The sequence below is a fragment of the Nocardioides sp. NPDC092400 genome (assembly GCF_040684155.1).
Lineage (GTDB): Bacteria > Actinomycetota > Actinomycetes > Propionibacteriales > Nocardioidaceae > Nocardioides.
Map to the genome: position 1 here is coordinate 43,782 of NZ_JBFBFJ010000005.1, position 22,816 is coordinate 66,597.

At 73.7% G+C, this 22,816-nt stretch carries 22 protein-coding genes; 10 read left to right on the forward strand and 12 right to left on the reverse strand.

The window, feature by feature from the left end:
• Window positions 1-122: 122 nt before the first annotated feature.
• The 3 genes from AB0N29_RS15720 to AB0N29_RS15730 all read left to right on the forward strand — a co-directional run bounded on the left by AB0N29_RS15720 (window position 123) and on the right by AB0N29_RS15730 (window position 1,955).
• Window positions 123-419, forward strand: coding sequence for a hypothetical protein (locus tag AB0N29_RS15720; RefSeq protein WP_302267303.1), 297 nt, complete (start codon window positions 123-125; stop codon window positions 417-419).
• 268 nt (window positions 420-687) lie between these two features.
• Window positions 688-1,212 carry a hypothetical protein gene (locus AB0N29_RS15725; RefSeq protein ID WP_364868128.1) on the forward strand — a complete coding sequence of 175 codons (525 nt, stop codon included), beginning with the start codon at window positions 688-690 and terminating at the stop codon, window positions 1,210-1,212.
• Window positions 1,213-1,577: 365 nt separating this feature from the next.
• Complete coding sequence (locus AB0N29_RS15730) at window positions 1,578-1,955, forward strand: hypothetical protein (protein WP_364868130.1); 378 nt, start codon at window positions 1,578-1,580, stop codon at window positions 1,953-1,955.
• A 29-nt stretch (window positions 1,956-1,984) separates the two neighbouring features.
• Here the strand turns inward: AB0N29_RS15730 and AB0N29_RS15735 are convergent, their stop codons facing one another.
• Entirely contained in the window at window positions 1,985-2,329 is a 345-nt protein-coding gene (locus AB0N29_RS15735; protein WP_302267306.1) for an HIT domain-containing protein, read from the reverse strand.
• Between the two features lie 69 nt (window positions 2,330-2,398).
• Here AB0N29_RS15735 and AB0N29_RS15740 point away from each other — a divergent pair, with 69 nt between their 5' ends.
• Window positions 2,399-3,334 (forward strand): Gmad2 immunoglobulin-like domain-containing protein, encoded by a 936-nt coding sequence (locus AB0N29_RS15740; protein WP_364868132.1) that lies wholly within the window; start codon window positions 2,399-2,401, stop codon window positions 3,332-3,334.
• Between the two features lie 7 nt (window positions 3,335-3,341).
• Here the strand turns inward: AB0N29_RS15740 and AB0N29_RS15745 are convergent, their stop codons facing one another.
• The 3 genes from AB0N29_RS15745 to hrcA are packed head-to-tail and all read right to left on the reverse strand — an operon-like array spanning window position 3,342 to window position 6,341.
• Complete coding sequence (locus AB0N29_RS15745; protein ID WP_364868134.1) at window positions 3,342-4,082, reverse strand: 16S rRNA (uracil(1498)-N(3))-methyltransferase; 741 nt, start codon at window positions 4,080-4,082, stop codon at window positions 3,342-3,344.
• Window positions 4,082-5,254 carry a molecular chaperone DnaJ gene (gene dnaJ, locus AB0N29_RS15750; protein WP_302267309.1) on the reverse strand — a complete coding sequence of 391 codons (1,173 nt, stop codon included), beginning with the start codon at window positions 5,252-5,254 and terminating at the stop codon, window positions 4,082-4,084. Before dnaJ ends, AB0N29_RS15745 begins: the two co-directional genes overlap by 1 nt.
• 52 nt (window positions 5,255-5,306) lie before the next feature.
• Complete coding sequence (hrcA, locus tag AB0N29_RS15755; RefSeq protein WP_302267310.1) at window positions 5,307-6,341, reverse strand: heat-inducible transcriptional repressor HrcA; 1,035 nt, start codon at window positions 6,339-6,341, stop codon at window positions 5,307-5,309.
• A gap of 168 nt (window positions 6,342-6,509) precedes the next feature.
• Here hrcA and AB0N29_RS15760 point away from each other — a divergent pair, with 168 nt between their 5' ends.
• The 5 genes from AB0N29_RS15760 to AB0N29_RS15780 are packed head-to-tail and all read left to right on the forward strand — an operon-like array spanning window position 6,510 to window position 9,808.
• Window positions 6,510-7,244, forward strand: coding sequence for a hypothetical protein (locus tag AB0N29_RS15760; protein ID WP_364868137.1), 735 nt, complete (start codon window positions 6,510-6,512; stop codon window positions 7,242-7,244).
• A 47-nt stretch (window positions 7,245-7,291) separates the two neighbouring features.
• A complete protein-coding gene (locus AB0N29_RS15765; RefSeq protein WP_364868139.1) occupies window positions 7,292-8,137 on the forward strand; it encodes an MBL fold metallo-hydrolase in 846 nt (281 codons plus the stop codon).
• Window positions 8,138-8,155: 18 nt separating this feature from the next.
• On the forward strand, window positions 8,156-8,392 hold the full coding sequence (locus AB0N29_RS15770) for a hypothetical protein (RefSeq protein WP_364868141.1): 237 nt from the start codon (window positions 8,156-8,158) through the stop codon (window positions 8,390-8,392).
• Window positions 8,393-8,444: 52 nt separating this feature from the next.
• Window positions 8,445-9,296, forward strand: a complete 852-nt coding sequence (locus tag AB0N29_RS15775) for a DUF3097 domain-containing protein (protein ID WP_364868143.1) — start codon at window positions 8,445-8,447, stop codon at window positions 9,294-9,296.
• Window positions 9,293-9,808, forward strand: a complete 516-nt coding sequence (locus AB0N29_RS15780) for a DUF4870 domain-containing protein (protein WP_364868145.1) — start codon at window positions 9,293-9,295, stop codon at window positions 9,806-9,808. Before AB0N29_RS15775 ends, AB0N29_RS15780 begins: the two co-directional genes overlap by 4 nt.
• Window positions 9,809-9,811: 3 nt before the next feature.
• Here AB0N29_RS15780 and hemW read toward each other — a convergent pair whose 3' ends face one another.
• From hemW to AB0N29_RS15820, 8 genes are all read right to left on the reverse strand, one after another.
• Entirely contained in the window at window positions 9,812-11,032 is a 1,221-nt protein-coding gene (gene hemW, locus AB0N29_RS15785; RefSeq protein WP_364868147.1) for a radical SAM family heme chaperone HemW, read from the reverse strand.
• Window positions 11,033-11,081: 49 nt separating this feature from the next.
• Window positions 11,082-11,987: an intradiol ring-cleavage dioxygenase gene (locus AB0N29_RS15790; protein ID WP_364868150.1), complete on the reverse strand. Its 906-nt coding sequence runs from the start codon at window positions 11,985-11,987 to the stop codon at window positions 11,082-11,084.
• 45 nt (window positions 11,988-12,032) lie between these two features.
• The gene (locus AB0N29_RS15795) at window positions 12,033-15,449 is read right to left on the reverse strand and encodes an error-prone DNA polymerase (RefSeq protein WP_364868431.1); all 3,417 of its coding nucleotides are present in this window, start codon (window positions 15,447-15,449) and stop codon (window positions 12,033-12,035) included.
• Entirely contained in the window at window positions 15,449-16,999 is a 1,551-nt protein-coding gene (locus AB0N29_RS15800) for a DNA polymerase Y family protein (RefSeq protein WP_364868152.1), read from the reverse strand. Before AB0N29_RS15800 ends, AB0N29_RS15795 begins: the two co-directional genes overlap by 1 nt.
• 2 nt (window positions 17,000-17,001) lie before the next feature.
• A complete protein-coding gene (locus tag AB0N29_RS15805; protein ID WP_302267319.1) occupies window positions 17,002-17,664 on the reverse strand; it encodes a hypothetical protein in 663 nt (220 codons plus the stop codon).
• A gap of 88 nt (window positions 17,665-17,752) precedes the next feature.
• Window positions 17,753-19,576 carry an AMP-dependent synthetase/ligase gene (locus tag AB0N29_RS15810; protein WP_302267320.1) on the reverse strand — a complete coding sequence of 608 codons (1,824 nt, stop codon included), beginning with the start codon at window positions 19,574-19,576 and terminating at the stop codon, window positions 17,753-17,755.
• Window positions 19,577-19,733: 157 nt separating this feature from the next.
• Window positions 19,734-20,381 (reverse strand): MOSC domain-containing protein, encoded by a 648-nt coding sequence (locus tag AB0N29_RS15815; RefSeq protein WP_364868155.1) that lies wholly within the window; start codon window positions 20,379-20,381, stop codon window positions 19,734-19,736.
• An 89-nt stretch (window positions 20,382-20,470) separates the two neighbouring features.
• Window positions 20,471-21,277 (reverse strand): aminoglycoside phosphotransferase family protein, encoded by an 807-nt coding sequence (locus tag AB0N29_RS15820; protein WP_364868157.1) that lies wholly within the window; start codon window positions 21,275-21,277, stop codon window positions 20,471-20,473.
• Window positions 21,278-21,347: 70 nt separating this feature from the next.
• Between AB0N29_RS15820 and AB0N29_RS15825 the strand changes: the two genes are divergently transcribed.
• Window positions 21,348-22,802 (forward strand): sugar transferase, encoded by a 1,455-nt coding sequence (locus AB0N29_RS15825; RefSeq protein WP_364868159.1) that lies wholly within the window; start codon window positions 21,348-21,350, stop codon window positions 22,800-22,802.
• The last annotated feature ends 14 nt before the right edge of the window (window positions 22,803-22,816 follow it).

Here is a 22,816-nt window from a genome sequence, read left to right on the forward strand (position 1 = left end):
GGATGCCCGGTCCGGGCGGCCTTTCGTCGACGGTGGGTGCCTGGCCATGCTACGGGAGCGGCTCGGCGCTCCCCAGCGAGATCTGTGCACTGGTTCTGTGCACCTGGCGTAGCGTCGAGGGCGTGCCCCCTGTTCCCGTCGACCCGCGTGACCTCGGCGACGACGCCGAGGGCCACGGCGACGGGCACGACGACGACCACGACGACGACACCCCGCCGTACTGGGAGGCCGGCCTGCACCTCCCGCCGGACGCCCGCCGCATGGGCCTGACCCACCACGTCCCCGACGGCGCGCTGCTGGACTTCGCCAGCCGGCTCGACTCCTCCAACCGCCGGCACCGGATCACCGCCTGGGTGATGCTCGTCGTCTTCGGCCTGCCCGTGGTGTTCGCCGTGGTGCGGGTGCTGCAACTGTTCTGAGGCTGCCGTGCGGGTCTCGGCCCGCCGTAATCGTTCAATTGCGCGGTTGCGACGGGTTGGAAGCGCTTCCAGGCGTCGCAATCGCTCAATTGCGCGATTCTGGTCGTCGCGGTTGTGGCAGGTGGGACGGTCGTGACAGGCGTTCCGAGAGCCTCCGTCGCTCCCGTCCACAAGGCGGTTCCGGACGGTCGCCAGCGCACCGGAACGTGGTTATCGTCCGTTTCGGGCGCCTCGGTCTGGGCCCTGCTGTCTCGGGAAGGACCACGTCATGCCGCACCGACTCCTCGCCGCACTCTCGCTGTCCGTCGCGCTCGTGCTCTCCGGGTGCTCGGACGACCCGGAGCCCAAGGTCGCGCCGGAACCGTCGGCATTGAACTCCCCTGCAACTGCATCACCTTCAGGACATGCGTCCGGGCTAGGACCGGAGGGTGTGGTCCGCGCCTGGGTGGAGGCTCGCAACGAGGCGCTAGAGGAAGGCAATACAACCGCCGTCCGGAAGCTCAGCTCACCGTCTTGCAAGACCTGCGAGGACTTGCTGCGGCCGATTGAGACAGTTCACGCCGAGGGAGGCGAGTTCGATACGCCCGGGTGGCGAGTAGCTGGCACGAATATCAAGCGAGAGGGTCGCGGCCAGATCGAGATCGACACCGCCCTGATCTATGCCAGCGGCAGCACTACACCGTCGGCCGGCGCCGAGCCGGTGCGGTATGGGGAGGAGAAGCACATAGCAGTCTTCCGACTGGTGCGTGCAGATGAGATCTGGCTGGTGGATTTCATCGGGTACTTGTCATGACTCGGATGGCGATGGCGCTTCTGTTTACGGTCACTGGACTCTTCGTCGCCGCGGACCCGGCCTACGCGGGCTGCGGCTACGTCGAAGAGGTCGTCCTTGTTCAGGGTATGGCGACGGTTAGCAGCCACTACGTCTGCACGTCGAATCCATCCACTGCAAGTTCGGCAGGTGAGCCGGATGGGCCATTGCCTCCGCGTGATTCCGACCTGGACGCCGTTTGTGTTCGATCGGCTATCAGTATCGGCCTCGACCCGTTCGAGTTCTGCGCGGCACCCGGCGATCAAGCCGAATCCGTACCCCAACTAACCCCCGGAATGGTCGCAGCCGCCTTCCGCCGCCTGCCGCTCCCACCGGCGACGCTGCAGGTGCAACCCGCGAACGGCCGCACGCTCGTCAACTTCGCCACGAACTTCTGGACCGAGCGCGGGGAGCTGACGCGGAGCGTCAGCCTGCTGGGGCGGCGGGTCGACCTGCGGATCTGGCCGACGAGCTACACGTGGAGCTTCGGGGACGGGACGACCAGCACGACGAGCAAGCCGGGTGCGCCGTACCCCGACCTCCAGGTGACCCACGACTACCGGCGGGCGGGGCGGGTGGCGCCGAGCGTGGACACGACGTACGCCGCGGAGTTCAGCGTCGACGGCGGGCCGTGGCAGCCGGTGAGCGGCACGGTGACCATCCCGGGGGCGCCGGTCGGGCTGCGGGTGCTGACGGCGACGCCGACCCTGGTCGGCTACCGGTAGCGCCCGGCAGCGCTCCGCGGACGGGACGCTCAGCCGGGGGGCCAGGTCATCGACCGGCCGGCAAGCACGTGCAGGTGGGTGTGGAAGACCGTCTGCCCGACACCGGCGCCGGTGTTGTAGACGAGCCGGTAGTCCTCGTGCCCCTCGGCCGTGGCGATCGCCGCCGCCGCCGTCACCAGCTCCGCGGAGGCGACCGGGTCGCCGGCGGCCAGGGCCGCGGCGTTCGCGTAGTGGTCCCGGGGCACGACCAGCACGTGGGTCGGCGCCTGGGGGTTGATGTCGCGGAAGGCGACGGTGCGCTCGGTGACGTGCACGACCTCGGCCGGCACCTCCTCGGCGACGATCTTGCAGAACAGGCAGTCCGCATCGCTCATGCACGCAACCTAGCGCCGACCCGCGCGCGTCTCACCGGCACGACGGCCCCCGACCGGGAGGATGACCCCATGGACGCCCGCCTGCGGATCACCGCCCTGCTGACCACCTCCGCCCTCGCACTCACCCTCGCGGCGTGCGGCGAGGACGACACCGCCACGGACGACCCCACGCCCGCGGGCGGCACGAGCACCGCCTCGGAGGAGCCCAGCGCCAGCGCGACGCCGAGCGCGAGCGCGAGCGCGAGCCCCACGGAGGGGGCCGGCGACGGCGGCAGCGGGAGCGACGGCGGCCCGGAGACCACCGTGCCGGTCTACTTCGCCGGCGAGACGCCGCAGGGCGTGCGCCTCTACCGCGAGTTCCGCCGCGTCAGCGGGGACCCGCTGACCGAGGCCGCCGAGCTGCTCACCACCGGCGACGCGCTGGACCCCAACTACCGGTCGCTGTGGCCCGAGGGCACGTTCGGCTCCGTGTCGGTCCAGGACGGCGCGATCGTCGCGCAGGTCGACGACGACTCCTGGTCCGCGCGCGGCGGGCTCTCCGCGAACGGCGCGCGCCTGGCCGCCCAGCAGCTCGTCTACACCCTGCAGGGCGTCGAGCAGCAGCGCCTGCCCGTGCGCGTGGTCGACGGCAGCGGCACGCCCGTGGCGCTGTTCGGCATCGACGGGGACATCACCCAGGCGGCGCCGCTGGAGGTCCTCGCGCTGGTCAGCGTCAGCGGCCCCGAGGAGGGCGCGACGGTCGCCGACACCTTCACCGCCGCGGGCGTCGCGTCGTCGTTCGAGGCGACCGTCCCGTGGCAGGTGCGCGACGGCGGCGGGGAGGTCGTGCTCGACGGGTTCGCGACCGCCGAGGGCTGGATGGACAAGCTCTACCCCTGGGAGAGCGAGGTCGACGTGTCGAGCCTCGACCCGGGCACCTACACCTTCGTCGCGATGACCGACGACCCCTCCGGCGGCGAGGGCGGCGGGCCGACCGAGGACAGCAAGACGATCGTCGTGGAGTAGCGGGGGCTCAGCCCCAGCGCGAGGTCCGCGACAGGAGCGCGGCGACGGCGGCGACGCCGGCGGTGGAGGTGCGCAGGACCTCGGCGCCCATCCGCACCGAGGAGGCGCCGGCCGCGGTGAAGACCGCGACCTCCTCCTCGGTCAGCCCACCCTCCGGGCCGACCACGACGACGATCGAGCCGTCGTTCGGCACCCGGAGCGCGGCGAGCGGCACGGCGGCCTCCTCGTGCAGCACGACGGCGAGCGAGGCGTCCGCGACCAGGCGCACGACCTCCGCCGTCGAGGCGAGCTCGGCGACCTCGGGGAACCACGAGCGCCGGGCCTGCTTGGCCGCCTCACGGGCGGTCGAGCGCCACTTGGCCAACGACTTCGCGGCGCGCTCGCCCTTCCAGACCGCCACCGAGCGCGAGGCCGCCCACGGCACGATCGTCGTCGCCCCGATCTCGGTGAGCACCTCGACCGCCAGCTCGCCGCGCTCCCCCTTGGGCAGCGCCTGGACCACGACCACCGACGGCGACGGCGCCTCGACGCGGCGCACGTCGCTCACCCGCACGTCCAGGACGCGCTTGCCGGTCGAGGCGACCTCGCCGGTGACCGACGTGCCGGAGCCGTCGGTGAGGACCAGCGGCTCCCCCACCCGCATCCGGCGCACGGCGACGGCGTGGTGCGCCTCGTCGCCCTCGACCGTCACGGTGGCCCCGGCGCCGACCCCGGCCAGCGTCGGGACGAGGTGGACCGGGAGCGACATCAGTGACCGTCGAAGGCGTCGCGCAGCCGCCCGAAGAACGACTTCGATCCGGGCTTGACCTGGCCGGTCGGGGTCTCCTCGCCACGGATCGCGGCCAGCTCGCGCAGCAGCTCCTCCTGGCGGGGGTCGAGCCGCTGCGGGGTCTCCACCGCGACCGAGACGACGAGGTCGCCGCGACCGCCGCGCAGCCCGGGCACGCCGCGACCGCGCAGCACCTGCTCGGTGCCCGACTGGGTCCCGGCCGGGATCTCGAGGGCGAACTCGGTCTCCACCCCGGAGTCGGCGCCCTGCTCGACGTCGGCCTCGAGCGTGGGCAGCGTCAGCGAGGTGCCGAGCGCGGCGGCGGTCATCGGGACGGTGACGGTGCAGTGCAGGTCGTTGCCGTGCCGGGTGAAGACGGGGTGCGCCGCGACCTGGATCTCGACGTACAGGTCGCCGGCGGGGCCGCCGCCGGGGCCGACCTCGCCCTGCTCGGCCAGCTGGACGCGGGTGCCGGTGTCGACGCCGGCGGGGATCTTGACCGTCAGGGTGCGGCGCGAGCGGACGCGGCCGTCACCGGAGCACTCCCGGCACGGCTCGGGGATGATCGTGCCGAAGCCGCGGCAGGCCGCGCACGGGCGCAGCGTGCGGATCTCGCCGAGGAACGAGCGCTGGACCTGGGCGACCTCGCCCTGGCCGCGGCAGGTCTCGCAGGGCACGGGGTGGCTGCCCGGCGCGGCACCGTCGCCGTGGCAGGTGGTGCAGAGCACCGCGGTGTCGACCTTGATCTCGCGGGTCACGCCGAACGCCGCCTCGGCGAGGTCGACCTCGAGCCGGATCAGCGCGTCCTGGCCGCGGCGCACGCGGGGCCGCGGGCCCCGCCCGCCGCCCGCGCCGCCGGGCTGGCCGCCGAAGAAGGCGTCCATGATGTCGGTGAACGAGAAGCCCGCCCCCTGGCCGAAGCCCGCCGCGCCGCCGCCGAACGGGTCGCCGCCGCGGTCGTACGCCGCACGCTTCTGCGGGTCCGAGAGCACCTCGTAGGCGGTGGAGACCTCCTTGAACCGCTCCTGCGCGTCCGGGTCGGGGTTGACGTCGGGGTGGTACTGCCGAGCCAGCCGCCGGTAGGCCTTCTTGATCGCGGTGTCGTCCGCGTCGCGGTCGACTCCGAGCAGCTCGTAGAGGTCCTGGCTCAACTGGGTTCCTTCGGTGATCGAGGTGAGAGAGGTACGCCGCGACGCGGGGCGGTCAGCCCTCGTCGAGGATGCGGGAGACGTAGCGGGCGACGGCGCGCACCGCGGACATCGTGCCCGGGTAGTCCATGCGGGTCGGGCCGACGATGCCCAACGTGGCGAGCGCCTCGTCGCGGGGGCCGTAGCCGGTGGCGACGACGCTCGTGGAGGCGAACTGCTCGTAGGGGCCCTCCGCGCCGATGCGCACCGTGACGGCGCCACCGGTCGTGGCCTCGCCGAGCAGGCGGAGCAGCACGACGTGCTCCTCGAGCGCCTCGAGGAGCGGCCGGACCGCGGAGTCGAAGGAGTCGCCGTACCGCGCGAGGTTGGCGGCACCGCCGACGGCGATCCGCTCGTCGGAGCGGTGGTCCTCCATCGCGTCGGCGAGGGTCTCGACGACCGCGCGGGTCACGCCGTCGTCGCGGTCGGGGGCGTCCCCGGGGACCTCCGGCACCGCCTCGCGAAGGCGGCGCACGGCGTCGGAGATCACCTCGCCGGTCGCGGCGTGGTTGACCCGCGAGCGGAGGTCGGCGAGGGCTTCCTCGGACAGCTCGGCGGGCAGCTCGACCAGCCGCTGCTCGACGCGACCGGTGCTGAGGATGAGCACGACGAGGAGACGGTTCGGCGTGAGGGCGACGAGCTCGACGTGGCGCACCGTCGAGCGCGAGAGCGTGGGGTACTGGACCACGGCGACCTGGCGGGTCAGCTGGGAGAGCAGCCGCACCGAGCGGGTCACGACGTCGTCGAGGTCGACCGCCCCGTCGAGGAAGGAGGCGATGGCGCGCTTCTCCGCGCCGGTCATCGGCTTGACGGTGCTCAACCGGTCGACGAAGAGCCGGTAGCCCTTGTCCGTCGGCACCCGGCCGGCACTGGTGTGCGGCTGGGTGATGTAGCCCTCGTCCTCGAGGACGGCCATGTCGTTGCGGACCGTGGCGGGCGAGACGCCCAGCCCGTGGCGCTCGACCAGGGCCTTGGAGCCGACCGGCTCCTCGGTGGCCACGTAGTCCTCGACGATGGCCCGCAGCACGGCGAGCCTGCGGTCCTCCTGCACGTCGCCTCCCTACCTCTGGCACTCGTCACGACTGAGTGCCAACTGTAGCGCGCCGCGGTACCGCCTCGGGTCTCGCCGACCGAGACGTCGCCTTCCCCGAGAGCCACCACCGACGCATAGGTTAGGCTCACCTAAGTCACCCACTGCCGGCCCTGCCGAGGGAGCACCATGACCGTCGTCCCGAGCAGCACCACGCGCCACGACCCGAGCCGCCTCGCGGCCGCCGCCCGCAGCATCCTCTCCTGTCCCGCGAGCGTCCACCTGGTCGTCGACGGCGCCCCCGACGTCCTGGAGGGTCCGGAGGCCGAGGGCACGGGCATGCAGGACTGCGGAGGCGAGCCGACGTTCTCCACCGCGCTCGGCTCCGACCTCGCCGTGGTGGCGGCCGCCGGTCGCCGCGCCCTGCTCACCGTGCACAGCGGGCTGGGCCGCCCCGGCTCGGAGGACCGCGAGGCCACGCTGAGCATCGCCGGGCGCCTGGTCGTCCGCGGCCGGGAGACCTGCGAGTGCTGCGGGGACCCCCGCGACGTCGTCGCCCTGGAGCCGGACCTCGTCGCCCTGGGCCGGCGGGGTGCCGGCGCCGAGCAGCAGCTGCGGGTCGACGTGGCCAGCTTCCGCGCCGGCGAGCACCAGCTCAACCGCGGCTACCTCCAGCGCTCGGTCGAGCACGCCAACAGCCACCACCAGGAGGAGCTGCGCCGCGCGGTCTCCACCACGACCGGCACCCGGATGGGCGACGTCGTCGGCGTGGCGCTGGCGGACCTGCGCGCCGACCGGGTCGAGCTGCAGTGGGTGGGCCCCGAGGGGGCCGACCGCACCGTGCTGCACTTCCCCCGCGCGGCGCGCACCACCGCCGAGCTCGGCGACATGCTGCGCCGCGAGCTGCACCACGGCATGTGCTGACCGAGAGCCCGGGGCACGCCCGGGGCAGGTGCACCTAGGCTCCCCGAGTGACCTTCACCGAGATCGCCGACCGCGTCTGGGTGACCCGTCGCCCCTGGTACGACGTGACCACGACCGTCGTCGGCGGCGAGCGCGGGCTGGTGGTCGTCGACACCCACGCCTCCACCGCCGCGGGCCGCGAGCTGATTCGCGACGTGCGCGCCCTCGGCGCCGGTGAGGTCGTGGCGGTCGTCAACACCCACTGGCACCTCGACCACCTCCTGGGCAACGAGGCGTTCCGGGAGGTCTGGCCCGAGGTCCCGGTGCACGCCCACGAGGAGGCGCTCGCCGAGCTGGAGCGGGGCGCGGTCGCCGCGCTCGAGGAGCAGGCCGGGACCGACAAGGAGCACCGCGACGAGCTCCTCGCCAGCACCGTCGTGCCGCCCGACCACACCTTCTCCTCCGCCCGGGTCCTCGACCTCGGCGACCGCGCCCTCGAGCTGGTGCACCCCGGCCGCGGCCACACCTCGGGCGACCTCGTGCTCCGCGTGCCCGACGCCGACGTGCTGGTGGCCGGCGACCTCGTGGAGTCCTCGGCCCCGCCGTCGTTCGGCGAGGACTCCTGGCCGATGGACTGGCCGCTGAGCCTCGACATCGTGCTCGGGCTGACCACGGCGACCTCCGTCGTCGTGCCGGGGCACGGACCGGTCGTCGACCGCGAGTTCGTCGAGGAGCAGCGCAACACCATCGGCGTGCTGGCCGAGACCGCACGCGACCTGGCGACCCGCGGGGTGCCCCTCGGCGAGGCGCTCGACGCCGCCGAGTGGCCCTGGCCGCGCGAGCACGTGGCTACCGCGGTGGCGCGCGCCTACGCCCAGCTGCCGCGCAGCCAGCGGCGCTTGCCGCTGATCTGATCCGGGTAACGGGCCGCCATGAGCGAGCCCACCCCCGAGGACGCCGGCCGGGACGCGACCGGCATCGGCGACGACCAGCTGCCCGAGGACCTCCAGCCCGGCGAGGACAACCCGCTCGCCGAGGGGCTCGATCCCGGCGAGACCGCCGGCGACCTCCTCGAGGACGGCAAGCACACCGACCAGGAGCAGGCCCAGGAGCAGGCCCAGGAGCAGGGCGGCGCCCAGCAGGGGTCGGGCACGTCACAGGACGGCTGACCCCGGCGCGCCGTGCGCGCGAGCGTCGGCGGCCCCGCCTAGCGTCGGTCGGGTGAGCGACCGCTACGGACCCGACGTCCTCTCCACCGACTGGCGCGCCCCGAAGCGAGGCCGCGCCGTCGAGGCACCCGCCGAGATCGGGGCCGTCGTCGAGGAGGTCAGCACCGACTGGGTGGGCGAGATCGTCGCCGTCGACCGTGACCTGCACACCGTCACCCTCGAGGACCGGCGCGACCGCCGCCGCACCTTCCCGCTCGGGGCCGGGTTCCTGCTCGAGGGCAAGCCGGTCATCCTCACCGCCCCGGTCCGCCGTACGGCACCGGCCAGGCCCACGCGCACCGCGTCGGGCTCGATCGCGGTGCACGACGCCAAGGCCCGCGTCGCGCGCGCCAGCCGGATCTTCGTCGAGGGCCGCCACGACGCCGAGCTCGTCGAGAAGGTCTGGGGCGACGACCTGCGCATCGAGGGCGTCGTGGTCGAGTACCTCGACGGCATCGACGACCTCTCCGAGCAGCTGCGCGACTTCCGACCCGGCCCGAACCGGCGCGTCGGCGTGCTCGTCGACCACCTCGTCAAGGGCTCCAAGGAGAGCCGGATCGCCGACGCCGTCCGTCGCACGCCGGTCGGCAAGCACGTGCTGATCGTCGGCCACCCGTTCATCGACATCTGGGCGGCCGTCAAGCCCGAGCGGCTCGGCCTGGATGCCTGGCCGGACGTCCCCCGCCACCTGGAGTGGAAGAAGGGCGTCTGCCAGCAGCTGGGCTGGCCCCACCGCGACCAGGCCGACATCGCGCGGGCCTGGAAGCACATCCTCTCCAAGGTGCACTCGTTCGGCGACTGCGAGCCCGCGCTGCTGGGTAGGGTCGAGGAACTGATCGACTTCGTCACCGAGGAGCAACCGTGAGCGACCCCTACGGCCCGCCGCCGTCCCAGGACCCGGCCGACCGGCCGCCCCACGGACAGCAGCCTCCCCCGCAGCAGTACGGCCAGCAGCCCGCACCGCAGTGGGGCCAGCCGCAGTGGGGCCAGCAGCCGCCGGGCGGCCAGCCGCCGTACCAGCCCTACCAGGGCGGCGGCCCGATGAACCCCGACGAGCGCACCTGGGGCGGCGCCGCCCACTGGTCGGCCCTGATCGGCGCCTTCGTGGCGATGGCGTTCCTCGGCCCGCTGCTGGTGATGCTCGTCAAGGGCAACCAGTCCGGCTACGTCCGCGCGCAGGCCGTGGAGTCGCTGAACTTCCAGCTCTCGATCCTGATCTACGGGCTCGTGTCGTTCGTCCTGGTCTTCGTGCTGATCGGCTTCCTGCTGCTGCCGATCGTCGGCATCGCGTGGCTGGTGCTGACGATCATCGGCTCGGTCAAGGCGAGCAACGGCGAGCTGTACCGCTACCCGCTGACGATCCGGATGGTCAGCTGAGGCTCACCCGAGCAGGTCGCGCACCACGGCGTCGGCGAGCAGCCGTCCGTCGCGGGTGAGCACCAGCCGGTCCCCCCGCTCCACCAGCAGTCCCCGGCCCACGAGGTCGGGGACTGCTGCGTTCCCGGCCGCGTCGAGGACGGCACGGTCCAGGCCGTCGGCGAGGCGCAGCTCGAGCAGCACCCGCTCGACGCGCTGGTCCTCGGGCTCCAGCACCTCGCGGGCGTGGGCGGGGCTGAGCCCGGCCGCGATCCGGTCGCCGTACGCCGCGGGGTGCTTGACGTTCCACCAGCGGGTCCCGCCCACGTGGGAGTGGGCACCCGGCCCGACGCCCCACCAGTCGGCGCCGGTCCAGTACAGCTCGTTGTGGTGGCACCGCGATGCCTGGTCGCGGCTCCAGTTCGAGACCTCGTACCAGCCCAGGCCGGCGGCCGACATCCGCTCGTCGGCGAGGAGGTACTTGTCGGCCAGGTCGTCGTCGTCGGGCATCGGCACCTCGCCACGGCGCACCTGCCGGGCCAGGGCGGTGCCCTCCTCGACGATCAGCGCGTACGCCGAGACGTGGTCGGGCGCGCAGGCCAGTGCGGCGTCGAGCGAGGTCGCCCAGTCGTCGAGGGACTCCCCCGGCGTGCCGTAGATGAGGTCGAGGCTGACCTGGTCGAAGCCGGCCGCCCGGGCCCACTCCACGGCGGCCGGGACGCGGAGCGGGTCGTGGGTGCGGTCGAGCACGCGGAGCACGTGCGGCACCGCCGACTGCATGCCGATCGAGACGCGGGTGAACCCGGCAGCCCGGAGACCGTCGAGGTAGCCGAGGTCGACGCTGTCGGGGTTGGCCTCGGTGGTCACCTCGGCGCCCGGGACGAGGCCGAACTCCTCGTCGATCGCGGTGAGCACCGACCCGAGGTCGGCGGGGCTCAGCAGCGTCGGGGTGCCGCCGCCCAGGAACACCGTCTCCACCGGCAGGTCCCGGTCGCCGAGCACGCGCCGCGCGCGACGTACCTCCTCGACCGCGGCCGCGGCGTAGGAGCTGCGCGAGATCCCGCCCGGACCCGCCCCGAGCTCGGAGGCGGTGTAGGTGTTGAAGTCGCAGTAGCCGCAGCGCACGGTGCAGAACGGCACGTGTACGTAGAAGCCGAAGGGACGCTCCCCCAGCCGTGCGAGCGACTCCTCGGGGAGGGTGCCGTCCTCGGGCACCGGGTCACCGGCGGGAAGGACGGAAGGCACGCGCTCCATCCTCCCACCGGGGGCCGGGCCGGCCACATCCGCGGACGGCTCAGACCGGGACGTTGAGGCTGACCACGTAGCCCTCCTCGACCGACCCGGTGGCCCGCGCCAGCTGCAGCGAGTGCCCGTCGGAGAAGACGTTGTCGGAGTCGAGGGTGACGCGCTCGAGGTTGGTGACGCTCTGCTCGTAGCCCTCGGTCGCGTAGACCTCGCGGCACACGTCCTCGGGCAGCGCGAGCTGGGAGGTGCGCATCTTGTTGGAGTACGTCGTGGCGGACGCCAGCGAGGAGTAGACCTCGAAGTGCATGTGCGGCCAGCGGCCGTCGTAGCAGGCGGGGAAGATGCTGGTGAACTCCACGCGGCCGGCGGCGTCGGTCTCCTGCACGCCGCGCAAGTAGTTCTCCTCGGCGATGGACTCCGAGTACATCGAGTACTCGCCGTCGCGGTCGCAGTGCCACAGGTAGACCGCCGCGCCGGCCAGCGGGGCGACGTCCTCGCCGGAGAGGTCCTGCACCCGGAGCCTGATCGTCACCGGGACGCCCTCGGCGGTGCCCGAGGCGGAGCCGAAGCTCGTGGTGAGGTCGCTGCGCACCACCCCGGACTCGGTCAGGACGTTGGCGCCGTTCGAGCCGTCGCCCGGGTAGGGCCCGGCGGTCTCCTCGGGGATCTCGCCCTCGGCGACCTCGACGTCCGACGCCGCGCCGCCGGACCCGCCACCCGGCCCGCCCGGACCGCCGCCGACCCCGGCGGGCGGCTCCGGCCGCTGCCCCGCCGCGGTCAGGTCGACGCCGTCGTCGGTGCCGCAGGCGACCAGGGCGGCCGCGACGCCGACCCCGCCAGCGAGGCCGAGGATCCGGCGGCGGCCGAGGATGCGCGGCAGGTCGTGGGAGAGGCCGAGGTCGTGGTCCTCGAGGCCGTCGGTGTCGGGGCGGTGATCAGGGCGGTGGTCGGTCATGGCCCCAGCGAAGCCGGAGCGGCTGTGCGGACCCTGTGGGCGGGCTCAGCGGAAGTCACGAGAGCGGTGCTTCTCGCGCAGCGCCCGGCCGGCCTCGGGGTGGAGCTCCTCGAGGGAGGAGATCTTGTCGGCCACCAGGTTGGTGGCGCCGTCCTCGCGCTCGAGCATCCCGCGGATCACCACCGCCGAGGACCCCGCGGCCGCCTTGCGGTGCCGGCGCCACACGCCGACGGTGCAGATGACGTTGAGCATGCCGGTCTCGTCCTCGAGGTTGAGGAAGGTCACCCCGCCCGCCGTGCCCGGGCGCTGGCGGTGGGTGACCAGCCCGGCGACGCTGATCCGGCGGTTCGGCTCGGTGGTGGCCAGGTCGGCCACCGACCTGACCCCCGACCGGCGCAGCTGGTCGCGCAGGTGGCCGAAGGGGTGGCTGTCGGTGGTGACCCCGGTGGCCCAGAGGTCGGCCATCGTCACCTCGACCTCGTCCATCTCGGGCAGCATCGGTGCGTCCCCGGCGACCCGGACCCCCTCGAGCTGGTCCTCCCGCTCGGTCCACCCGGCGTTCCACAGCGCCTGCCGGCGGCTCAGCCCGCTGCTGTCGAAGACGCCGGCCGTCGCCAGCGCCTCGAGCTGCCGTGCGTCGAGGCCGGCGCGCCGCGAGAGGTCGACCTGGTCGGCGAAGGGCCGCTCCGCACGCGCGGCGACGATCCGCGCGGCGACGTCGGCGCCGATGCCGCGGACGGAGTCCAGGCCCAGCCGCACGGCGTACGCCGCGTCGCGCCGGTGCTGCGGGGTGGGGTCGGGCGTGCCCGGCACGAAGAACGTCTTGCCGGGGTGGTCGAGCAGGCAGGAGTCCATCCCGGTGGTGCGCGCGTCCGGGCCCAGCGGCTCCAGGTCGGCCCGGGCACCGGAGCGCTCGAGGTCGGGCTTGAGCACGGTGACGCCGTGGCGGCGGGCGTCGCCGACGAGCGACTGCGGGGAGTAGAAGCCCATCGGCTGGGCGCGCAGCAGCCCGGCGAGGAACGCCCCCGGGTAGTGCAGCTTGAACCAGGAGCTGGCGTAGACGAGCTTGGCGAAGGAGAGCGAGTGGCTCTCGGCGAAGCCGAAGTTGGCGAAGGACAGGATCTTGACGTAGATCGCGTCCGCGTCCTCGCCGAGGATCCCGCGACGCTCCATGCCGGCGTACAGCTTGTGCTTGATGCTCTCGATCCGCTCCACGCCGCGCTTGGAGCCCATCGCCCGGCGCAGCAGGTCGGCCTCGTCGGGGGTGCAGTCGCCGATCGTCTTGGCCATGTCCATCAGCTGCTCCTGGAACAGCGGGACGCCGAGGGTGCGCTCGAGGACGGGCACCAGCTCGGGGTGCGGGTAGTCGACCGGCTCCCGGCCGGTGGCGCGGCGGACGTAGGGGTGGACCGCGCCGCCCTGGATCGGGCCGGGACGGATCAGGGCGATCTCGATGGCCAGGTCGTAGAAGCAGCGCGGCTGCAACCGCGGGAGGGTGCCGATCTGGGCCCGGCTCTCGACCTGGAAGACGCCGATGGAGTCCGCCCGGCAGAGCATGTCGTAGACCGCCGGCTCCTCCTTGGGGATCGTGGCCAGCTCCCAGTGGTCGCCGAGGTGCTCCCCTGCGATGCGGATCATGTGGTCCAGCGCCGAGAGCATCCCCAGGCCGAGCAGGTCGAACTTGACCAGGCCCATGAACTCGCAGGCGTCCTTGTCCCACTGCAGGACGGTGCGGTTCTCCATCCGGGCATGCTCGATCGGGCACACCTCCCCGATCGGCCGCTCGGTCAGCACCATGCCGCCGGAGTGGATGCCGAGGTGCCGCGGCACCGAGAGCAGCTGGTTGGCCAGCGCGACGACCGGCGACGGGATCTCGGCCTCGCCGGGGTCGCCGTCGGGCTCGACCTTGGTCCAGCTCGAGATCGACTTCGACCACGCGTCCTGCTGGCCCGGGGAGTACCCGAGCGCCTTGGCGGCGTCGCGGACGGCCATCTTGGGGCGGTAGCTGATGACGTTGGCGACCTGCGCGGCGTTGTGCCGGCCGTAGCGCTCGTAGACCCACTGGATGACCTCCTCACGGCGGTCGGAGTCGAAGTCGACGTCGATGTCGGGCTCCTCGTCGCGGTGCTCGGAGATGAACCGCTCGAAGGGCAGCCGGTAGAAGACCGGGTCGATCGCGGTGATGCCGAGGGCGTGGCAGACCACCGAGCTGGCCGCGGAGCCGCGGCCCTGGCAGAGGATCCCGCGCGAGCGGGCGAAGGCCACGATGTCGTGGACGATGACGAAGTAGCCGGCGAAGTCCTTGCGCTCGATGACCTCCAGCTCGTGCAGGATTTTGGCCCGTGCCTCGGCCTCCAGGTCGGTGCCGTAGTACCGCTCCTCGAAGCCCCGCCAGGTCAGCACCTTGAGCCAGCTGATCGGCGTGTGCCCGTCGGGGATGCCGTCCTTGGGCAGCCGCGGCGTCGCCTTCTGCAGGTCGAGCACGACCTGGTCGGCCAGCTCGACCGAGCGGCTCACCGCGCCGGGGTAGCGGGCGAACCGGCGCGCCATCTCCTCCCCCGACCGCAGGCAGGCCGCGCCGCTCGCCGGCAGCCAGCCGTCCATCTCGGCCAGGCTGCGCCGGGCCCGGATCGCGGCCATCGCGGCGGCGAGCCGGTGGTCGCCGGGCCGGGCGTGGTGCACGTTGTTGGTCGCCACGGCGGGCAGGCCGTGCTCGGCGGCCAGGGCGAAAAGCAGGTCGTTGTGGCCGGAGTCGGTCGGGTAGCCGTGGTCGACCAGCTCCACGGCCACGGAGTCGCGGCCGAAGAGCTCGACCAGCCGGCGCAGCTCGCGGGCCGCGCCCGGCGCGCCCTCGGCCTGGAGCGCGGAGCGGACCGCGCCCTTGCGGCACCCGGTCAGCACCAGCCAGTGCCCGCGCCCCCGCTCGCCGAGCTCGGCGAGGTCGTAGACCGGCCGGCCCTTCTCCTCCCCGCGCAGGTGCGCGTCGGTGATCGCCGCGGCCAGCCGGTGGTAGCCCTCCACCCCGCGCGCCAGCACCAGCAGGTGGGTGCCCTCGGGGTCGGCCACCCCCTGCTGGGGCCGGCCCAGGCCGAGGGAGAGCTCCGCGCCGTACGCCGTGCGCAGGTCCGAGCGCCCGGAGGGGGCCGCGTTGACCTGCGCGGTCTCGGCGAAGAGCGGCGCCCCGTGGAAGCCGTCGTGGTCGGTGATCGCCAGCGTGTCCAGCCCGAGCCGGATCGCCTCGAGCACGAGCTGGTCCGGCGAGCTGGCCCCGTCCAGGAAGCTGTAGCTGGAGTGGCAGTGCAGCTCGGCGTAGGGCACCACCGGCCCGTCGGGCGCGGCGACGTCGGTCTGCTGCGGCCTCCGCTTGCGCCGCGAGATCGGTGCCTCCGAGGACAGGTCGGGCCGGCCCGAGAGCCGTCGCTCGAGCTCCGACCACGGCATCGTCGGGTTGTTCCAGCCCATCAGTCGTACCCCGCCTCGGTCCACCAGACCGACTCCGCCGCGGCCTGGTCGTACGTCATCAGCCAGGCGCGGCCGTCGACGCCGACCACCTGGAAGCGGGCCACCCGTCGCGGGGCGCCCTCCCACCACAGCTCCTCGACCGGCCACGGCCCGGCCCACGCGGCGACCGGCTGCCACGGCTCGTCGGCGCTGGGCCGGAACCGCGTCGGCTCGCCACGCACCGCACCCCGCTCGTCGACGACGACCGGGCGACCACCCGGCTCGACCAGCGCCGCCGGCCACGGGTCGGCCAGCACCCGGGCGGGGGCCGGCGGCGGGATGCTGCCCGGCCACGGCAGGCCGGTCGGCCGCAGCCCCACCGGCCGCTCGCCCCACGGCACCATCGCCTGCCGGTCCGCCGGCGCGCGGCCGCCCTGGAGCACCGGCACCACGACCGCCTCGTGGCCGAGCATCCCCTGCACCCGGGCGATCCCGCGCTGGACCCGCTCGTCGGTGCCGCCCCACAGGCCGTCGGCGTGCACGGAGTCCGGCACGACGGTCTCGGGGACGAACCGCACCCGCTCGACCGGCGCCCGCACCGCCCCGCCACGGCTCAGCCCGTTCATGGCGCCCTGCAGCTGCCAGTGCAGCCGGTCGATCACCTCGGCCGCGCCGAACCAGCGCGGGTGCACCCAGCGCCGCGAGGACGCCACCACCCCGTCGGCCTCGGCCTGCACCAGCAGCTCGGTGCAGACCAGGCCCTGGCGGGCCAGCTGCTCGACGAAGGCGTCGGCGGTGCGCCGGGCGCTGAAGCAGATGGTCTCCGCGGAGTCCAGCGGCGGCTCGAAGTCGACGTGGACCTCGAGGTCCGGGGGCGGCGTCCGCTCGGCCAGCAGCGTCTCGCCCCGGCCCGAGACGACCCGGTGCACCCACGCCACCTGGCGGCCGAACCGGGCCAGCACGTCGCCGGCGCCCAGGTCGGCCAGCTGGCCCAGCGACCGCAGCCCCAGGCGCTTGAGCAGGCCGACGGTCTCGGGGTCGTCGAGCACCTCGACGGGCAGGTCGCGCAGGAACGGCACCGACTCCCCGGCCGGCACCACGACGCTGTCCTGGGGCGCCGCGCGGCGTGCGGCCTGCTCGGCGGTGAACAGCTCGTCGGCGATCCCCACCCGGCAGTCCCAGACGCCGTGCCGCACCAGCCGCTCGGCGACCACCGCCGCCGCCTCGGCCTCCCCGCCGTAGAACCGGCCGGGCGAGCGGAGCGCCACCAGCCCCGGCCGGAGCGGGGCGATGCCCGGCCGCAGCTGCTCCAGCACCGCCAGCACGTCGTCGAAGGCCCGCGCGTCCCGGTCGGGGTTCGCGGCGAGGACGGCGATCTCGGGGCACCGCGCCTGGGCGTCGCGCCGCCGCATGCCCCGGCGCACGCCGAAGTCGCGGGCAGGACCGTTGACGGCCTGCACGACGTTCGCCGCGAACACCGCCGCCGGCTGCCGGGGCGGGAGCGCCTCCTCGGCCAGCGCGGCCACCACCGGCCAGTCCGGGCACCACACCACCAGCGCGCGGGTGGGCACGGCTAGCCCGCCACCGCGACGGGGCCCGGGACGACCACCGGGGCGGCCGGGGCCGGGGCGCCCGCCTCGCCGGGGAACCACAGCGCCGTGCGGCGCGGCGGCGCCGAGCCGCGACGCGCCTCGACGACCACCTGCCGGCTGTGCAGGTGGCCGTGGCCCAGGCCGACACCGGTCCACCGCGGCTCGGCGGTGGACAGTCGCACCTCGCACCGCGGCCACGGGCCGAGCGCGACCAGCACGGCCGAGCGCTTGCGCAGCCGCGCGCCGAGCTTCTCCGCGACGTGCTCGCCCACCCGCGGCGGTGGGCGCAGCACGACCAGCGGGAGGACGTCGACCAGCGCGGCGGTGACCTCCAGCCACTGCTCGCCGGGCTCGGGGACCAGGACGGTGCGGCCCAGGTCGACGCCGGCGGCGGCCGCGGCCTCGGCGCCGAAGTCCGGCACGCCCACGACCGCGCACCAGTCCCCCGCCTGGGACGGGCCGGCCATGAGCGCCAGCGCGAGGGTCGTGCTGTCGACCTCGTAGCTGCCGCCGGTGCGCAGCTGGACCAGCCCGCCGAGCGCCGGGTGGGTGGCCAGCGGACGCCGCGGCACGCCGTCGGTCATCCGCTGCATGCGCTCACGCAGGCGGTCGATCTCGCCTGCTGCAGGGGAAGAGGTGGCCACGCCCCAGTATCGAACACGCGTTCGAACGCGTCAACCGGGGGGTGGCCGCCTCGGTGCCGCTCCGCGGAGCGGCGGGTGGATCAGGTGCTCAGGAGGCGTAGAGCGCCTCGATCCGCGCCTTGTTGTTGTCCTCCACGACGTTGCGCTTGACCTTCATCGAGGGGGTCAGCTCACCGGACTCGATCGTGAGGTCGTGGTCGAGGATCTCCCACTTCTTGATGGTCTCCCACCGGTTGAGCCGGCCGTTGAGCTGCTCGACGTACCCGGCGACCATCTCCTGGACCTGCGGGGAGGAGACGACCTCGGTGTAGGACTTGCCCGACATGCCGTTCTCCTCGGCCCACGTCGCCATCGCGTCGGGGTCGAGGGTCACCAGCGCGACGCAGTAGTTGTGGTCGTTGCCGAAGACCATGAACTGGCTGGTGTAGGGGCACAGCGCCTTGAACTTCGACTCGATCGCCGACGGGGCGATGTACTTGCCGCCGGAGGTCTTGAAGAGGTCCTTGATCCGGCCGGTGATCGTCAGGAACCCGTCGGCGTCCAGCGAGCCCTTGTCACCGGTGCGCAGCCAGCCGTCCTCGGTGAACGCCTTCGCGGTCTCCTCGGGCAGGTTGTGGTAGCCCTCCATCACGTGCGGGCCCTTGATCTGGACCTCGTCGCCCTCGCCGATGCGGACCTGCGCCCCCGGCAGCGCGGGGCCGACGGTGCCCATCTTGTAGTCCTCGGGGTGGTTGACCGTGGCGCCCGCGGCGTTCTCGGTCATGCCGTAGCCCTCGAGGATCAGGATGCCGGCGGCGTTGAACCACTCGGCGATCTCCTGGTTGAGCGCGGCGGAGCCGGAGATGAAGAACCGGACCCGGCCACCGAAGCGGTCGCGGACCTTGCTGAACACCAGCTTGTCGAACAGGCCGTGCTGCACCTTGAGCGGCAGCGGGACGGACTTGCCGTCGCGCCGGAGCCGGTCGACCTTGGTGCCGACCTCGAATGCCTTCTTGAAGATCTTCTCCTTGGCACCGCCCTCGGCCTGCTGCATGGTGACGATCCGACCGTGGGCCTTCTCAAAGATCCGCGGGGCGGCGCCCATGAACGTCGGCTTCACGACGCCGAGGTTCTCCACGATCTTGTCGACACGGCCGTCGATCGCGGTGGCGAAGCCGCACGCGAGCTGGCTGGAGAGCAGCACCTTGCCGAAGGAGTGGGCCATCGGCAGCCACAGGAACTGCAGGTCGTCCTCGTGGAGGATGTCCTGGGCCTGGATCGCCGCGCCCTCGTAGACCCAGGAGCGGTGGCGCAGCCGGACGCCCTTGGGCCGGCCGGTGGTGCCGGAGGTGTAGATCAGCGTCGCCAGCTGGTCCGGCGCGATCGCCCGGGCGGTCTGCTCGACGACGTCGGGGTGCTCGGCGAGGTACTTCTCGCCGAGCTCGGCGAGGTCGTCCATCGTGATGACCCAGTCGCCGTCGCCGGCGCCGTCGAACGTCACGACCTTCATCAGGTGCGGCAGCTCGTTCTTGTGCAGGGTGAGCTTGGTGATCTGGTCGAAGTCCTCGGCGAAGACGACGCGGCACTCCGCGTCGCCGAGGATGTACGCCACGTCCTCGGCGTTCGTCGTCGGGTAGACGGTGGTGGTCGCACCGGCGGCGCACATGACCGCCAGGTCGGCGAGGATCCACTCGTAGCGGGTGCCGGAGGCGATCCCGACGCGCTGCTCGGACTCCAGGCCGAGCGCCAGCAGCCCGGCGGCGAGGCGACGTACCCGGTCACCGGCCTGCGCCCAGGTGACCGACTCCCAGGCCTCGCCCCGCGGGAAGCGGAACGCCTCGGCCCCGGAGGACTTCTCCACCCGGTCGAGGAACTGCACCGCCACGTTGGGGCTCAGGTGGTCGACGAAGCTGGTGTCGTGGTTGACGGGCATGGCTCTCCTGGGTGACGGCCGGGAGGGTAGGCCGAAGCGGCCGCGTCTCCCGTCGGCGGATCGTTGCCCAGTAACCTACGTCACTTGCGACCCGTCGGTAACCGGACCAGACCGCTTCCTGGACGTGCTCGGCAAAACATCCGGCGCGGAGGCCGGCTCAGGCCCGTGCGGCGACGTACTGCTCGGCCTTGCGGCGGGCCTTCGCGGCCAGGCCGTCGACCTCGAGGAGCCGGGGCAGCAGCGCCGGCTCGGTGTGCAGCGCGCGGAACATCGTCGCGATCGTGACGCCGTGGCCCGGACGGTGGACGACCTCCACGTCGTCGCCGGCCTGCACCTCGCCCGGCGCGAGCACCCGGAGGTAGGCCCCGGGAGCGCCGTCGAGGGTGAACCGCTTGACCCAGGCCCGGTTGTCGAACCCGCACCGGCCCATCCAGCTCTTGAAGTCGTTGCACGGCGTGCGGACGTAGGCGACCTCCAGCAGCGTCGTGCCGACCCGCCAGCGCTCGCCCACCTCGGCCTCGGTGACCTCGACCCCGCGGGTGGTGAGGTTCTCGGCGAACTGCCCGTCGCGGACCTCCTGCCCCAGGTCGACCGCCCAGCGGTCGAGGTCCTCGCGCGCGTAGGCGTAGACCGCCTGGTCCACGCCGCCGTGGTGCCGGGTGTCGGAGACCTGGTCGCCGGCCAGCCCGAGCAGCCCGACCTCCACCGGCCCGGCGACGGGAGCCTTGTCGATGCTGGTGCGGCCGATGCCGGTCCAGGCCGCCTCGCGGGGCATGCCGACGTTGACGGAGACGAGCTGGGACACCCGCAGATCCTCCCCCGGCGGCGGCCCCGGTGCGAATCGATCGGCCGAAGTCACCCGGCCGGGTGGAGCCGTCCGGAACGGGGACGGGCTCAGTCCTGGACGGCCTTGGCCACCGCGACGCACCGGGTCACCAGCGCCCGGTCCGCCAGCGCGTCGAGGGCCCGGTGCACGGTCCGGACGACCACCCAGTCGCGCGCCCGGTCCTCGTCGAGGAGGGCCGCGTCGACCGCCGCGTGGAACCGCCGCCGCAGGGTGCCCCGCACGTCGCCGACGACGTCGTCCCAGCGGTGCCACAGCAGCGGGGCCAGCTCGCTGTGCGGGTCGCCGGCGAGCGGCTTCGGCGAGATCGCCCGCCAGTCGTCCCCTGCACCGAGCAGGTGGGCGTAGTGCAGGTCGGTGTGCAGCAGCCGCTGCTCCCCCGGGTCGGCGAGGAGGTCCCGCCCCAGCGAGACGACCTGCTCCACCAGGCGGTGCGGCAGCGGCGCGTCCCGCGGCAGCGCGGCGAGCGCGGCGGTCCGCTCCGCGACGTACGACGCGAGCGTGGGGACCTGCGGCGGCGGGTCGACGTGCAGGCGGGCCAGGTGTGCCCCGACGAGCTCGCAGGCCTCGACGTCCCAGTGGTCGGCCAGGTCCGGGCCCGGCAGCCGCTCGAGCAGCAGCGCCCGCCGGTGCGGGTCGGCGCGCAGCAGGCGAGCCGCCCAGGGCCGGGGCGCGGCGCCCCACCGCTGCAGGGCGAGCGCCTCGTGCTCGGTGCGCTCCTCGACCACGGCGACCTTGAGCACGGCCGGGCCGCGGTCCCCGGTGACCGGGAGCACCGTGGCGCGACCCGCGGCCGGCGAGGGCCCGTCCACGACCAGGCCCCACTCGGCCAACAGGTCCTCGACGGCGCGCTCCACGGATCCATCCTGCGGGACAGGATTGGGGCGCCGCGCGAGGGGGTAGACAGCCCGCGGGGGGGTTTTTCGCATGCGCTTGACCGACCGGTTGATCGACCGGCTGCCGTGGCTGCGTAGCCAGCGACCGCTGCTCCTGCTGCTCGACGTGGTGGCGGTCCTCGTGGCGGCCGTGCCGGTCGTCAGCACCGTCGACGTGGGGCCGCTGGCGATCGCCGCCGCGACCGCGGCGGTGTTCCTGACCTGCCACAGCGCCGACCTGTACCGCCCGCGCCTCGTGCTCTCCGCGCTCGAGGACCTCCCCCGGCTGCTCCTGGCCGCCGGGCTCGGCGCGCTGGCCCTCGTCGCGGCCGCACCCGGCATCGGCGTGACCGCCCGGTCGACGTGGTCGGTGGTGCCCGCCTTCGCCGCCGCGGTCGCGGTGCTCCTCGTCGTGCTCCGCGTCGCGGCGTACGCCTCGATCCACGCGCTGCGCCGCCGCGGGCACGCCGGGCACCCGGTCGTCATCGTCGGCGGCGAACCGGTCGGCTCCGCGCTGGCCGCCACCCTGCTCGACCAGCCGCAGCTGGGCCTGCGCCCCGTCGGCATCATCGAGCGCGGCGCCAGCGCCCGCCGGCTCCCGGTCCCGCTCCTCGGCGGCATCGACCACCTCGAGCAGGCGATGGTCGACCTGGGCGTGCACGACGTCGTCTTCGCCTTCCCCGCCCCGCCCGACGCCGAGACCGTCGCGGTCGTGCGCCGCTGCGTCGAGCGCGACCACCAGGTCTTCGTCGTCCCGCGGTTCCACGAGCTGATGGGTGCCACCGGCACCCGCGGCACCGAGGTGGTCCAGGGCGTCACGCTGATGCGGCTGCGGCGCTGGGGCCACCGGCCCCTCGCCCGCTGGGGCAAGCGCACGCTCGACGTGGTCCTGGCCTCCGCCGGGCTGCTCGTCGCCTCCCCCGTCATCGCCGCCTGCGCGCTGGCCTCCCGCATCGAGACCGGCCCCGGCGTCGTCTTCAAGCAGACCCGCGTCGGGGTCGGCGGGAAGCCGTTCACCCTCTACAAGCTCCGCTCGCTCAAGCCCGACGACGAGACCGAGAGCGCGACCCGCTGGAACATCGACGGCGACGACCGGATCGGCCCGGTGGGCCGGTTCCTGCGTGCCTCCAGCCTCGACGAGCTGCCCCAGCTGGTCAACGTGATCAAGGGCGACATGAGCCTGGTCGGCCCGCGGCCCGAGCGGCCCTACTTCGTCGACGCCTTCAGCCAGGCCGAGAGCCGGTACGCCGACCGGCACCGCGTCCCGACCGGGCTCACCGGGCTCGCCCAGGTGCACCGGCTCAAGGGCGACACCTCGATCGCCGAGCGCACCCGGGTCGACAACTTCTACATCGAGAACTGGTCGCTGTGGAGCGACGTCAAGATCCTGTGCCGGACCCTGCCGGTCGTCCTGCGAGCACCGCGAGGAGAGGTCGGCGCCGTCCGTCTCCCCGTCGCTCGCGCAGCACGGCCAGGTACACCCGGAGGACCCCCCGCGCAGCGGTGAGCTCGTCGTGGTGG

Bases quoted from the DNA above. Each gene is read 5' to 3' on its own strand.
- AB0N29_RS15810 (WP_302267320.1), bottom strand. From the start codon at position 19,576: ATGCCCGTCAACCACGACACCAGCTTCGTCGACCACCTGAGCCCCAAC.
- AB0N29_RS15760 (WP_364868137.1), top strand. From the start codon at position 6,510: ATGACCGTCGTCCCGAGCAGCACCACGCGCCACGACCCGAGCCGCCTC.
- AB0N29_RS15740 (WP_364868132.1), top strand. From the start codon at position 2,399: ATGGACGCCCGCCTGCGGATCACCGCCCTGCTGACCACCTCCGCCCTC.
- AB0N29_RS15735 (WP_302267306.1), bottom strand. From the start codon at position 2,329: ATGAGCGATGCGGACTGCCTGTTCTGCAAGATCGTCGCCGAGGAGGTG.
- AB0N29_RS15770 (WP_364868141.1), top strand. From the start codon at position 8,156: ATGAGCGAGCCCACCCCCGAGGACGCCGGCCGGGACGCGACCGGCATC.
- AB0N29_RS15790 (WP_364868150.1), bottom strand. From the start codon at position 11,987: ATGACCGACCACCGCCCTGATCACCGCCCCGACACCGACGGCCTCGAG.
- AB0N29_RS15825 (WP_364868159.1), top strand. From the start codon at position 21,348: ATGCGCTTGACCGACCGGTTGATCGACCGGCTGCCGTGGCTGCGTAGC.
- AB0N29_RS15725 (WP_364868128.1), top strand. From the start codon at position 688: ATGCCGCACCGACTCCTCGCCGCACTCTCGCTGTCCGTCGCGCTCGTG.
- AB0N29_RS15795 (WP_364868431.1), bottom strand. From the start codon at position 15,449: ATGGGCTGGAACAACCCGACGATGCCGTGGTCGGAGCTCGAGCGACGG.
- AB0N29_RS15745 (WP_364868134.1), bottom strand. From the start codon at position 4,082: ATGTCGCTCCCGGTCCACCTCGTCCCGACGCTGGCCGGGGTCGGCGCC.